At 38.5% G+C, this 12,439-nt stretch carries 16 protein-coding genes and 1 tRNA gene; all 17 read left to right on the top strand.

Going from position 1 to position 12,439, the window contains the following annotated elements:
• The first annotated feature begins 52 nt into the window (after positions 1 to 52).
• The 17 genes from PHT16_02535 to rsmI all read left to right on the top strand — a co-directional run bounded on the left by PHT16_02535 (position 53) and on the right by rsmI (position 12,437).
• Positions 53 to 715, top strand: coding sequence for a 50S ribosomal protein L25 (locus PHT16_02535; GenBank protein MDD5721298.1), 663 nt, complete (start codon positions 53 to 55; stop codon positions 713 to 715).
• A gap of 30 nt (positions 716 to 745) precedes the next feature.
• Complete coding sequence (locus tag PHT16_02540; GenBank protein MDD5721299.1) at positions 746 to 2,122, top strand: lytic murein transglycosylase; 1,377 nt, start codon at positions 746 to 748, stop codon at positions 2,120 to 2,122.
• A 103-nt stretch (positions 2,123 to 2,225) separates the two neighbouring features.
• The gene (gene rpmE / locus PHT16_02545) at positions 2,226 to 2,480 is read left to right on the top strand and encodes a 50S ribosomal protein L31 (protein MDD5721300.1); all 255 of its coding nucleotides are present in this window, start codon (positions 2,226 to 2,228) and stop codon (positions 2,478 to 2,480) included.
• A gap of 142 nt (positions 2,481 to 2,622) precedes the next feature.
• Positions 2,623 to 3,606 (top strand): PCRF domain-containing protein, encoded by a 984-nt coding sequence (locus tag PHT16_02550; protein MDD5721301.1) that lies wholly within the window; start codon positions 2,623 to 2,625, stop codon positions 3,604 to 3,606.
• A 149-nt stretch (positions 3,607 to 3,755) separates the two neighbouring features.
• Positions 3,756 to 4,070 carry an RNA-binding protein gene (locus PHT16_02555; GenBank protein MDD5721302.1) on the top strand — a complete coding sequence of 105 codons (315 nt, stop codon included), beginning with the start codon at positions 3,756 to 3,758 and terminating at the stop codon, positions 4,068 to 4,070.
• Between the two features lie 246 nt (positions 4,071 to 4,316).
• Positions 4,317 to 4,388: transfer RNA gene (locus PHT16_02560), tRNA-Ile, on the top strand.
• Between the two features lie 2 nt (positions 4,389 to 4,390).
• Positions 4,391 to 4,885 (top strand): asparaginase domain-containing protein, encoded by a 495-nt coding sequence (locus tag PHT16_02565; GenBank protein MDD5721303.1) that lies wholly within the window; start codon positions 4,391 to 4,393, stop codon positions 4,883 to 4,885.
• A gap of 55 nt (positions 4,886 to 4,940) precedes the next feature.
• Positions 4,941 to 5,162, top strand: coding sequence for a hypothetical protein (locus tag PHT16_02570; GenBank protein MDD5721304.1), 222 nt, complete (start codon positions 4,941 to 4,943; stop codon positions 5,160 to 5,162).
• Positions 5,149 to 6,033, top strand: coding sequence for a F0F1 ATP synthase subunit A (locus PHT16_02575; protein ID MDD5721305.1), 885 nt, complete (start codon positions 5,149 to 5,151; stop codon positions 6,031 to 6,033). Before PHT16_02570 ends, PHT16_02575 begins: the two co-directional genes overlap by 14 nt.
• A 49-nt stretch (positions 6,034 to 6,082) precedes the next feature.
• Positions 6,083 to 6,322 carry an ATP synthase F0 subunit C gene (atpE, locus tag PHT16_02580; GenBank protein MDD5721306.1) on the top strand — a complete coding sequence of 80 codons (240 nt, stop codon included), beginning with the start codon at positions 6,083 to 6,085 and terminating at the stop codon, positions 6,320 to 6,322.
• A gap of 14 nt (positions 6,323 to 6,336) precedes the next feature.
• On the top strand, positions 6,337 to 6,795 hold the full coding sequence (locus PHT16_02585; GenBank protein MDD5721307.1) for an ATP synthase F0 subunit B: 459 nt from the start codon (positions 6,337 to 6,339) through the stop codon (positions 6,793 to 6,795).
• Between the two features lie 3 nt (positions 6,796 to 6,798).
• Entirely contained in the window at positions 6,799 to 7,209 is a 411-nt protein-coding gene (locus tag PHT16_02590) for a F0F1 ATP synthase subunit delta (protein MDD5721308.1), read from the top strand.
• Positions 7,210 to 7,218: 9 nt separating this feature from the next.
• On the top strand, positions 7,219 to 8,727 hold the full coding sequence (atpA, locus tag PHT16_02595) for a F0F1 ATP synthase subunit alpha (GenBank protein ID MDD5721309.1): 1,509 nt from the start codon (positions 7,219 to 7,221) through the stop codon (positions 8,725 to 8,727).
• An 82-nt stretch (positions 8,728 to 8,809) separates the two neighbouring features.
• Positions 8,810 to 9,706, top strand: coding sequence for an ATP synthase F1 subunit gamma (atpG, locus tag PHT16_02600; protein ID MDD5721310.1), 897 nt, complete (start codon positions 8,810 to 8,812; stop codon positions 9,704 to 9,706).
• Between the two features lie 38 nt (positions 9,707 to 9,744).
• A complete protein-coding gene (atpD, locus tag PHT16_02605; GenBank protein MDD5721311.1) occupies positions 9,745 to 11,172 on the top strand; it encodes a F0F1 ATP synthase subunit beta in 1,428 nt (475 codons plus the stop codon).
• 112 nt (positions 11,173 to 11,284) lie between these two features.
• Positions 11,285 to 11,734: an ATP synthase F1 subunit epsilon gene (gene atpC, locus PHT16_02610; protein ID MDD5721312.1), complete on the top strand. Its 450-nt coding sequence runs from the start codon at positions 11,285 to 11,287 to the stop codon at positions 11,732 to 11,734.
• 4 nt (positions 11,735 to 11,738) lie between these two features.
• Complete coding sequence (rsmI, locus tag PHT16_02615; GenBank protein MDD5721313.1) at positions 11,739 to 12,437, top strand: 16S rRNA (cytidine(1402)-2'-O)-methyltransferase; 699 nt, start codon at positions 11,739 to 11,741, stop codon at positions 12,435 to 12,437.
• Positions 12,438 to 12,439 lie beyond the last annotated feature (2 nt).

The following is a 12,439-nucleotide window of genomic DNA, read 5'->3' on the forward strand; positions in this document are numbered from 1 at the left end:
TTTTAATCTTTATAAATTTGCAATTTTTAAATTCTTTCTATATAATGTTTCCATGTTTGCAATTAAAGCTAAAAAGAGAGAGGAGGGCATAAAATTAGATTTTTTAAGAAAGTCTGGTGAAATACCAGCCGTTTTTTATGGAGCAGGGAAGGACACGACTTCCATTTCAGTACCTATTGTTGAATTCAAGAAAGTCTGGAGAGACGCAGGAGAGTCTTCCGCTATCAAAGTTGAAATATTAGACAAAAATATCGATGTGCTCATTCACGAAGTGCAAGTCGACCCGGTAAATGGCGAGCCGATACACGCAGACTTTTTAGCTATTGATATGAAAAAGAAAATACGCGTTAATGTTCCGCTCAAATTTGAAGGAATATCAGAAGCCGTCAAAAGCGGAATCGGAAACTTGGTTAAGGTTATGCATGAATTTGAGATTGAAGCACTGCCTTCTGATTTACCTCACGATCTAGTTGTTGATATTTCTAAATTAAAAACACTCAATGACCAAGTTTTCGTCTCTGACGTAAAACTTCCAGCCGGAGTGGTAGCTATTAATGAGCCGACTGAAGTGGTGGCTTCCATCGTCGAACAAGTAGAAGAAAAAGAAGAAGCAGCAGCACCAGTAGATCTATCTGCAATTGAGGTAGAAAAAAAAGGCAAGAAAGACTTGCCCTCTTCTGAGGATTCTGAGGGAGAATCTGAAAAGAAAGATTAAATATTTTATAAAATATGATACAATAGAGTTATGACGAAAAGAATAGTCATAACTTTTTTTGTTTCAATATTAAGTCTTGCATTTATTGCTTTATTAGTTTTCTCTTTGTTTTTTACTCAAAAAGTAAATGCTGCTTTTGATTGTTTGACTTTAGTAGCGTCCTCCAGCCAGTCTGATAAAGATTATTGTCGAAACGAACTAGCTCAAATAGAAGCTCAGCTTGCGGACCTATTAAATAAGCAAAAAGCGCAACAAAAAGCTACAGGCACTCTAAAGGGAGACGTCGCTTATTTGACCTCTCAAATTAATGCCCTAAAAACAAAAATAAAAGCTCGGTCGCTCGCTATCGCTCAATTAAAAATAAATATTGGAGAAAAAGTCAATAAGATCAACACCCTTTCCAATAAAATAGATCGTGAGTATGCATCGCTTGCTCAATTGCTTAGAAATACAAATGAATTTGATAGTCAAAATTCCGTGACTTTTTTATTATCTAACGACAGTATTTCAGGTTTTTATAGCGATCTAGAATCCTACAATTCAATCAAGCAAGCGATAAAAAATTCTGTTGATGTTATAAATGGAGTAAAAACGCAGACAGAAGTCGAAAAACAAGGCCTGGTAATAAAACAAGACGCTGAGGCAGACGCAAAAGCAGAGCTGGAAAGCGCGCAAAAAAGTACCGCCAAAGCGGAAGCTGACAAAAAGCAATTACTCGAAATTTCTAAACAAAAAGAAGCTGCATATAAATTGCTGGCTGCGCAGAAAAAAGCTCAGGCGGACAAAATTCGCGCAGCTTTATTTCCACTTGCAAATTCCTCAACTAAAATTGATTTTGGAACAGCTCTTGCCTACGCCAACGATGTAAGCAATAAGTTGGGAATTGAGCCGGCATTTTTGCTCGCAATTCTTACTCAGGAAAGCAATCTAGGGGCAAACGTTGGCCAATGTTATCTGACTGATCCGGACACCGGCGCAGGTGTAGGTAAAAATACCGGAACACCATTTTCAAATGTTATGAAACCTACACGCGACGTAGAGCCATTTATGGAAATAACAAACGCTCTTGGCTTGAATACATTTAAAACTGCTGTTTCCTGTCCGATAGCGGGGGTAGCAGGATACGGTGGGGCCATGGGGCCTGCACAATTTATCCCTTCAACGTGGAAACTTTTTACTAGTCGCTTGCAGGACATTCTAGGGCATTATGCCAATCCTTGGTCTCCAAAAGATTCTTTTATGGCCTCTGGAATGTATCTCACTGATCTTGGAGCCATAGGTACTAGCGCCAGCGCGCAAAATAGAGCTGCCTGTAAATATTATGGCTCCGGAGGGTCGACGTGTTCATACAGCAGAAGCGTTGCGTCCTTGAAAACAAAAATACAAGCTAATATAGATTTGCTTTAGGGAACCTCACCCCCAGTCCCTCTCCTTAATAAGGAGAGGGTGGCTGAAAGCCGGGTGAGGTGTATTTGCTTTTGAGTTAAAATTATGTTAAACTTTCAAAGTTATGAAAAAAGGTACTCATCCAAAATATGATTTAAAAACAAAAGCTACTTGCGCTTGCGGAGCTATTTTTGAGGTTGGTTCTACTATGCCTTCTATTGAGATGGAAATCTGCAGTCAGTGTCATCCTTTTTATACTGGAAATGAAAAAATAATGGATACTGCTGGCCGCGTAGAACGCTTCAAGAAACGCCTCGCCCGTGGCCGGGCTACGGCCGAGGGAGCAGCTGCTACTACTAAAACTAAAATTAAGAAATAACAAACTCTTTCTCGGCACACTTTTTATAAAGCACACATAATTTTCTGCTGAAAATTTGCTCATTCTCAGCCCGTCGGCTTGCGAAAGACTCTAAAAATACAAATACCAGTTTTCGTTTATTCTTTATGTTAAAATCATTTATATGAGCCTAGACCTCGAAGAACTTAAAAAGAATCACAATACGAGCTATTTGGCTGGTGAGCTAGAACGCTTGACACGGGAGGAAGCTGAAGTGCGCGAGATGCTCGACAGCGATGAAAGCTTGCATGAAATGGCTGCGAAGGAACTTAAATTTATCCAAGAAGAACGGGAAAGAATTGAAAAACAAGTGCAAGACATTTTGGACAAAGATAAAGAAGCAGAAGACAAATTAAATGAATCGCCAAATGAAATAGTGCTGGAAGTGCGGGCGGGAGCTGGGGGAGATGAAGCTTCGCTTTTTGCTTGGGAACTTGCGCATATGTATGAAAAATTCTCTGAAATGCAAGGCTGGCAATGGAAGGTGAATTATGAATCAAAAAGTGATTTGAATGGATACAAAGAAGCCAGTTTTGAAATAAAAGGTAAAGATGTTTACAAGAAGCTACGTTATGAAACGGGTGTACATCGAGTGCAGAGAATTCCGGCAACTGAAAAAAATGGCCGAGTGCACACTTCCACCGCGTCGGTGGCAGTGCTTCCGATTAGAAAAAAAGTTAATTTTCAGATTAATCCGGCAGATTTTGATATGGAATATTCTCGTTCCGGCGGAAAAGGAGGGCAAAATGTAAACAAGGTAGAGACGGCGGTGCGCATTATTCACAAGCCTACTGGGCTGGATGTGCGTTCCACAAATGAGCGAAGCCAACTCGCCAATCGCGAAAAGGCAATGATGATTTTGACAGCGAAACTTCAACAATTGGAAGAAGAAAAAGAAGCGAGCAAGCATGCTGGCATTCGCAAGGGGCAAATAGGCACCGGTGATCGCTCGGAAAAAATTCGCACCTACAATTTTTCTCAAGATCGGGTGACAGATCACCGCATCAAAAAATCTTGGCATAATTTGCCTAAAATTCTAGAAGGGGGGATTGGAGACATTATTGAATCTATTGAATCTGGGGTAGTGGGGGAGGAAGATGTGGAATGAAAATTGCTTTTCATTTTAGATATGTTACTATTAATTAGTAGGATCTCATCTAGCGAAATAGAGTTTCTACGTCTGCCCCCAAAAAAAATTAGTGGGTGGGTTTATAAATAGTTTTTGCCCGATTTTTTAAAACGGGAGAAGTATAAAGTATGGCTACAAAGCTATATGTAGGGGGACTCCCTTACAGCACTCAAGAGGATGCTCTTAAAGAGCTCTTCGCACAAGCTGGAAACGTTGTTTCTGCTGTGATTATCATGGACAAAATGTCCGGTCGTTCAAAAGGTTTTGGTTTCGTAGAAATGTCATCTCAAGATGAAGCTTCAAAAGCTATTTCTATGTTTAATGATCAAGAATTTGAAGGACGAAAACTTACTGTCAACGAAGCTCGCCCTATGGAAGCTCGTCCACCACGTTCAAATGGAGGAGGATATGGCAACAACGGAGGAGGACGCAGAGAATACTAATTTAAATTATATTCTAAAAATAAAAAACGGAAGCAATGCTTCCGTTTTTTATTTGACCTCACCCGGCTTTTAGCCACCCTCTCCTTATTAAGGAGAGGGGCTGGGGGTGAGGTGTGTTTGCTGGAACTTTTTTTTTCTGTTATATTTGGCAGTGAGGGAGAAACAAAAATTTATTTTTATTTCGACCGAGCGAACCAAATATATTGTATTCGTTATATATTTCTTATATTGTTTAAAATATAATTTGAGCGTGTAGTTCAGTGGTAGAACGCTGTCCTGATAAGACAGAGGCCGATGGTTCGATCCCATCCACGCTCACTATGAAAATAAAAATTTTTACAGGGGGGGGTACCATCGATAAAATTTATTCGGACCAAAAGGGAACTTTAAATTTTTCTTTTAGTGACAAACAAGCTGTTTTAGAGTTATTTGAAAGTAAGTTAAAGTTAAATTTTGAATATAAAGTTGAGCGTCTTTTGATGAAAGATAGCTTAGAAATGAATGATGAAGATAGGCAGTTAATAAAAAAAGCATGCGAGAGTACAATTGAAAATAAAATTTTAATAACTCACGGCACAGACACAATGATAGATACTGCAAAAGTTTTAAGTACTATTCCAAATAAAGTTATTGTATTGACGGGTGCTTCTCAGCCATACCAATTTCGTGAATCTGACGCGGAATTTAATGTAGGCGTGGCTATTGGCGCTCTTAATGTTTTAAATCAGGGAGTTTATATTTGCATGAACGGAAGAGTTTATCAATGGGATAAATGTGAAAAACGTTCTGATGGAATATTTATGGATAAAAATTAATTTTCATTTATCCAAATTTTTTGCATTGATTCTATCTTTTTGTTATAGTGTATGCATGAACTGGAGACCAGTAATAATTTTTTATGTCAAAACGACTTCATGGATAGTATTTCCTTTAGTTTTAGGTTATTTGGGAGGGAGTTTTATTAGCAAATCTGCGGGTAGTCAGTCTTTATTTTTTATCATCATTATGCTCGGCTTCGGTATCACTTGTTATGGAATTTATCGAGAGATTAAACAATATAAAAAAGATTTAGAAAAAGATGGCAACAAATAACATAAGCGAACAACCAATACACGAAGAAGTAATACACGAGACGACCATTTATGCAGAACCGATTTTTAGTATTGGGAATTTTCAAGTCACTAATTCTTTGATCAATTCATGGTTTGCAGTTTTGATTATTATTGCACTGTGTATTTTTCTGCGTTTAAATATTAAAAAAATTCCCGGGAAAATTCAACATATTTTTGAAATGTTTTTAGAAGGAGCATTATCTCTTTGCGATCAAGTCACCAATGATCGCAAAACGACGTTGAAGATTTTTCCTCTGGTTACATCATTATTTTTATTTATTTTAATTAATAACTGGCTCGGACTTTTGCCTATAGTTGGTTCTGTCGGGTTTGTAGCCAACGAAGCTGGGCAGTCATTTTTTATTCCACTTTTCCGAGCTGGGACGGCTGACATAAACACCACTCTCGCTTTGAGTATCGCTATTGTGATAGGTTCAAATATTTTTGGCATCATTGCGATAGGCGCTTGGAAAACTTTTAATAAATATGTTAATATAAAAGCGCTCGGAGGAATATTCACAAAATTCCGAGAAGACAAAAGTGTTTTGATTGTGGCGCCTATTAATTTTTTTGTCGGTATATTGGAGTTGATAGGGGAAATAGCCAAGGTGGCTTCGCTTTCTTTCCGACTTTTCGGCAATGTTTTTGCAGGCGAAGTGTTGCTGGCTTCTATGGGAGCGATTTTTCTTTATCTTTTACCTACCCCTTTTCTTTTCCTTGAAGTGTTTATCGGACTGATCCAAGCATTGATATTCTCATTGCTGGCGACAGTATATTTTACGATAGCTTCGCAGGATCATGAAGAGCATGACAAAGAAAGTAGTCATGAAGAAGGATTAGTGCACGCATAAAATTATTAATTATTAGTCGAAATTATTATAAGTTTAATTTAAAAAAATTATGGAAAAAGAAGTAGTAGATACAGTTGTTAGTTTTGCACCAGTAGGCAAGGGTCTCGCTATTGGACTTTCAGCAGTTGGAGCTGGTATTGGTATTGGTCTTATCGGTGGTAGAGCCATGGAAGCTATTGGAAGAAATCCAGAAGCTACTGGAAAGGTTTTGGTTCCGATGCTTATCGCTTCCGCTTTCGCAGAAGCTGTAGCAATTTACGGATTAGTTATCGCATTTTCTATTAAATAGGCCCAAGTATCCTTATGCAGGAATTTATAGGTACATTTCATATAGATTGGAAATTGATGATCGCCCAGCTGATTAATTTTGGCATTGTTTTTTTGGTATTTTATTTTTTGGCTGCTAAACCGCTTCGCAAGCTCATGGAAGAGCGAGGAAATACTATTTCCAAAGGATTGGACGATGCAAAAGAATCCAGTGAATTATTGCAAAAAGCTTCCGAAGAATACAAACAAAATACAAAAAAATTAAGGCAAGTAGCCATAGATTCTCAAAAAGCACTTACCAAAGAATTGGATCAATTAAGAGCTAAAAATCTAGAAAAAATAAAAGCAGATAATAATGAATGGGCAAAGAAGAGAGCAGAACAGATGGAAATAGACAAAAAAGCTTTAGTGGAATCAGCAAAAAGTGAAGTCATATCACTTGCGATGTTAGCCGTTAAGAAAATTATGGCAGAAGAAAACAAACAAAATAAATAAAAAATGACAAAAATTTCTCCCAAAAATATAGCAGAGGCGGTATATGAGGCGACAGAAGGCAAGTCTGGGGAGGAATTAGAATTGGCGATCAAGCGTTCGGCTCAAATACTAAAAGACAAACGAATGCTGGGCAAATCCGACGAAGTCCTAAATGTTCTCTCAAATATTATTGATAAAAAAACGGGTACCATTAGAGCTAAAATCACTACAGCGAAGAATATAAAAGGAGAGGAGAAAAGCAAGTTGGAAAATGAAATAAAAGAAAGATATAAAGCGCAGAATGTCATTAGTGAATTTTTTGAAAAAGAAGAATTACTAGGCGGAATGAGGGTGGAGGTCGGGGATGAAGTGTTAGATAGCACTTACAGCCACAAACTTCATGAATTAGAAAAATTTTTAATGCAAAGAAAATAAAAGAAATATATGTCAAACCACATTGTAGAGATTTTAAAAAAAGAAATAGAAAATTTTAAAACTGAAACCAAAGTTGAGAAGGTGGGAAAAGTGCTGGAAGTTTTTGACGGTATTGCAAAAGTTTCTGGACTTTCTGATATAAAATCTTCCGAAATGGTAACTTTTATGGGTGGTGAGACGGGTGTGGCCTTAAACCTAGAAGAAGACACCGTCGGTGTGATTATTCTTGGTGATTTTTCAAAAATCAAAGAAGGAGATGAGGTAAAAGCCACTGGGAAAATTCTTGAAATTCCTGTGGATGATAATATTTTAGGAAGAGTGGTAAATGCTATTGGTGTTCCTATTGATGGTAAAGGCGCCATAAAAGCTGGAAAAGATGGTCTAAAAACTTATCCAATTGAAAAAGTGGCTTCGGGTGTTATCACTCGCTTATCAGTAGACCAGCCTTTATCTACAGGGATAAAAGTTATTGACAGTATTATTCCTATTGGTCGCGGACAACGCGAACTCATTATTGGTGATCGACAGACAGGTAAGACTGCAATTGTTATTGATACCATCCTTAACCAAAAAGGCCAGAACATGATATGCGTGTATGTTTCTATCGGCCAGAAAGATTCTAAATTAAGAAAAATTGAAGCGAGGTTGGAAGAAGGCGGAGCGATGGCCTACACAGTGATCGTTTCAGCAGGCGCTTCAGAAGCTGCTTCGCTTTCATATATTGCTCCATATACCGGAGTAACTATTGCAGAATATTTTATGGATCAAGGGAAAGACGTGTTGATTATTTACGATGATCTTTCCAAGCACGCTGTTGCCTATCGTGAAATTTCTCTTTTGCTTCGCCGTCCTCCAGGTCGTGAAGCATATCCTGGAGATGTTTTTTATTTGCATTCTCGTTTGCTCGAAAGAGCTTGCCGTAGAAATAAAGAATATGGCGGAGGCTCTATCACCGCGCTTCCAATTATTGAAACCCAAGCTGGCGATGTGTCCGCCTATATTCCTACGAATGTTATTTCCATCACTGACGGGCAAATTTTCTTGGAGACAGATCTTTTCTATAAAGGTATTCGCCCTGCCGTGAACGTCGGTCTTTCTGTTTCCCGAGTTGGTTCCAGTGCTCAAATCAAAGCAATGAAAAAAGTAGCGGGAACCTTGAAGCTCGACTTGGCGCAGTTTCGTGAGCTTGAAGCATTCGCTCAATTCGGATCTGATTTAGATGACGCTACCAAGCGCCAACTTGAACGCGGAAAAAGAGCGGTAGAAGTATTGAAACAGCTTCAATACGCACCAGTCCCAATCGGGAACCAAATTGTCACTCTTTATGCTCTCTCAAATGGTTTTATGGATGATGTGGCGATTGATAAAATAAAAGAATTTGAACAAGGTCTTATGGATTACAGCGAACGTAACGCTAAAGTTTTTTATAAGCAAATTGACGAGAAAAAAATGTGGGACACCCAAGGCGAGGAAGAAATTAAAAAAGTAATCACAGATTTTAAAAGTAGTTTTCTCTAGAGCTTAATTATTTACTTGTCCCGTTATAAATTCAACAGACGGGAACAATAAATAGAAATTATTAATTAAAATTTATAATGGGATGGCAGGAACAAAAGAGATAAAAAGAAGAATAAAGAGTGTGAGGAATACAAAAAAAATCACTAAAGCGATGGAGCTTGTTTCTGCTTCTAAAATGAAACGTGCTGTATCTGCTACTTTGGCTTCGCGCTTGTATGCTGAATATTCTTGGGGAGTGCTCACCTCTGTTGCCACGAATATCGGAGATAGCACAAATTCTCTTTTCATAGAACGAGAAGTGAAAAATATATTATTTGTTCTCATAACTTCCAATCGCGGACTTTGCGGCGCCTATAATGCGCAAGTTATTAAAAAAGTTATTTCATTATTAAAACTTGAGGAGAAAAACACTAAAATAGATTTTATAACTATCGGTAAAAAAGGTGATATAGCTATGCGCCGGATTGATAAAAATATCATTGCTAGCTTTACTGAATTGCCAGACAAAATATCCCTTTCTGACATTCTCCCGGTGTCAAAATTAGTTATGGATGAATATATTTCTTTGCATTATGATAAAGTTTTAATTGCCTTTACTGATTTTATTTCAGCTCTTAATCAAAAACCAAACATAAAACAACTTTTACCAATCTCCAAAAAGGATTTTGTGGAAGCCTTGCTTTCGCAAGATAAGAGCAAGGCTTCCGCAGCTGAGCAGAAGATAAATTATTTATTCGAAGGAGATTTTGAAACATTGATCTCGTCGCTTGCTGAAAAAATTACCAGAATGCAGATTTATCAGATGCTTCTTGAATCCAATGCTTCCGAACAATCATCCAGAATGGTGGCCATGAAAAATGCCAGCGATGCTTCGGGAGAGATGATTGATGATTTGACATTAGTTTTCAATAAAGCGCGCCAAGCAAATATTACCAGAGAAATATCAGAGATCAGCGCTGGCATGGCATCAGTCAATTAACAATTACGAATTATCAATTAATAATTAATTATTTTTTTATGAAAACAACAGGTACAATCAAAAGAATTATCGGACCGGTCGTCGATGTAGATTTTGGCGACAATTTGCCAGAGATTTATTCCGCTTTAGAAGTAATGAAAAATTCGGACGTTGGACGTCCGGAAACCGGACGTCCAACGTCCGAATTTAAGAAAATAATTCTTGAAGTAGAGCAACATTTAGGCGGAGGAATTGTTCGTGCAGTAGCCATGGATACTACAGATGGCCTTTCACGCGGAATGCCTGTGACGAGTACCGGAGCGCCTATTTCTGTACCTGTGGGAAGCGCCACTCTCGGACGTATTTTTAATGTTTTAGGTGAGGTAATAGACGATTTACCAGCGGTTGAACCGCTGAAAAACAGCGGTTCAACCGCTGGAGTGCAAAAAAAATTACCGATTCATCGCCAAGCTCCAGAATACGTGACCCAGGCAACAAAAGTTGAAATTCTAGAAACTGGTATTAAAGTTATAGATCTTATTTGTCCTGTTTTAAAAGGAGGTAAGGTTGGGCTTTTCGGCGGTGCCGGCGTGGGGAAAACTGTTGTCATTCAAGAATTAATTCATAACATTGCATCAAATCACGGCGGGTACTCTGTCTTTGCCGGAGTAGGTGAACGTACTCGTGAAGGTAATGACTTATACAATGAAATGAAAGATTCAGGAGTTCTTCCGAAAGTGGCGATGGTGTTCGGACAAATGAATGAACCGCCAGGTGCGCGCTTGCGAGTGGCTCTTTCTGCTCTCACAATGGCAGAACATTTCCGTGATGCTGAGGGTAAAGACGTGCTTCTTTTTATCGATAATATTTTTCGCTTTACTCAAGCTGGATCTGAAGTGTCCGCTTTGCTCGGACGTATTCCTTCGGCTGTAGGTTATCAGCCTACTCTAAGTACGGAAATGGGAATTCTTCAAGAACGTATTACCTCTACCGATAAAGGTTCAGTGACCTCTGTGCAGGCTGTTTATGTGCCGGCTGACGACTTGACTGACCCCGCCCCAGCTACGACTTTTGCCCACCTTGACTCTACTGTTGTGTTAAATCGTTCGCTTTCAGAAATAGGTATTTATCCAGCGGTAGATCCACTCGATTCATCTTCTACGATCCTAGATCCAAACATTGTTGGTCAGGAACATTATGCCGTAGCTCGTGAAGTTCAGCGTGTCCTTCAGCGTTATAAAGACCTGCAAGACATTATTGCAATTTTGGGAATGGAAGAATTGTCTGAAGCGGACAAAGAGCTCGTAGCTCGCGCTAGAAAAATACAAAAATTCCTTTCTCAGCCAAATTTCGTAGCAGAGCAGTTTACAGGAATAAAAGGTGTTTATGTTCCGCTCGCTGATACCATTCGTTCATTCAGAGAAATCTTGGATGGCAAACACGATGATAAATCAGAAAATGATTTTTATATGAAAGGAGCACTTTAAAAATTTTGATTGCTCCCTCTCCTTGATAAGGAGAGGGTTGGGGTGAGGTGAATTAATTAAGAACCTCCCCTCATTCCCCTCCTTATTAAGGAGGGGAGGAATAAATACAACAATGAATTCAAAACAATTAAAATTAAAAATAGTTACACCAGAACGTCTTGTTTTAGAAGAAATGTTTGATCAAGTAGTTTTACCGACTTCTGAAGGCGAAATTACAGTTCTGCCAGATCATATTCCTTTGATTACAGGTCTTAAGTCTGGAGATATTGTGGCGTTCATAAATGGTGAGCATGTGCCTATTGCTGTGGCTGGCGGTTTTATTGAAGTGAAGAAAAATAAAGAGAATCAAACAGAAGTTGCTGTGTTAGCGGATTTCGCCGAAAATGTGGCTGAAATTTCAGATGCTGAGATAGAGAAGGCAAAAGCTCGCTCTATAGAATTGAAAAAACAAATGGAAAATAAAGAACTTGTAGACTTCGAACAACTTGAAGCCGAGCTCGAACGCTCCCTCACTCGCGTAAAAATCGCCGACAAATGGAGGACAAGGAAATATAGGAAGTAATTTTATGTCTAAATTTTATGTGGTGGCGACACCGATAGGGAATATGGGGGACATTACTTTTCGAGCTATCGAGACGCTTAAAAGCGTGGATTTGATACTATGCGAAGACACTAGGCAAACGAAAAAAATATTAGATAAATACGATATCAAAAAACCAACGATGAGCTATCACGCTCAAAGCAAGCTCTCCAAAGTGGATAAAATTTTTGAACTTTTAGAAGAAGGAAGGAATCTTGCATTAGTGTCAGACGCTGGCACACCAGGGATTTCTGATCCAGGAGCACTACTCGTTTCTCAAATCAAAGAGTATTTTAATCCAGCAAGGGGAGTCCTTGCTGGAAAAACTGTAGAAGTCATTCCAATTCCAGGGGCCACAGCATTAATTACTGCGCTCTCGGCTTGCGGTTTACCTATTCATGAATTTACCTTTTTGGGTTTCTTTCCGCATAAGAAGGGTAGAGAAACTTTATTTAAAGAAATTAAGGACGCCAAAAGAACTTTCGTGTTTTATGAATCTCCGCACCGAATTTTGAAAACATTAGAATCATTGGTAAAATTTTGTCCAGATAAAAGGGTTTGTGTTGCTCGAGAATTAACAAAAATTTATGAAGAATTTAAAATCGGAACTCCAGCTGAAGTCCTCGAATATTTTCAAAAAAATAAAGAGAAACAAAGAGGGGAGTTTGTGGTAATAGTTGCATAAAT

It is taken from the genome of Candidatus Paceibacterota bacterium (assembly GCA_028718635.1).
GTDB lineage: Bacteria > Patescibacteriota > Minisyncoccia > Phycocordibacterales > UBA9973 > UBA9973.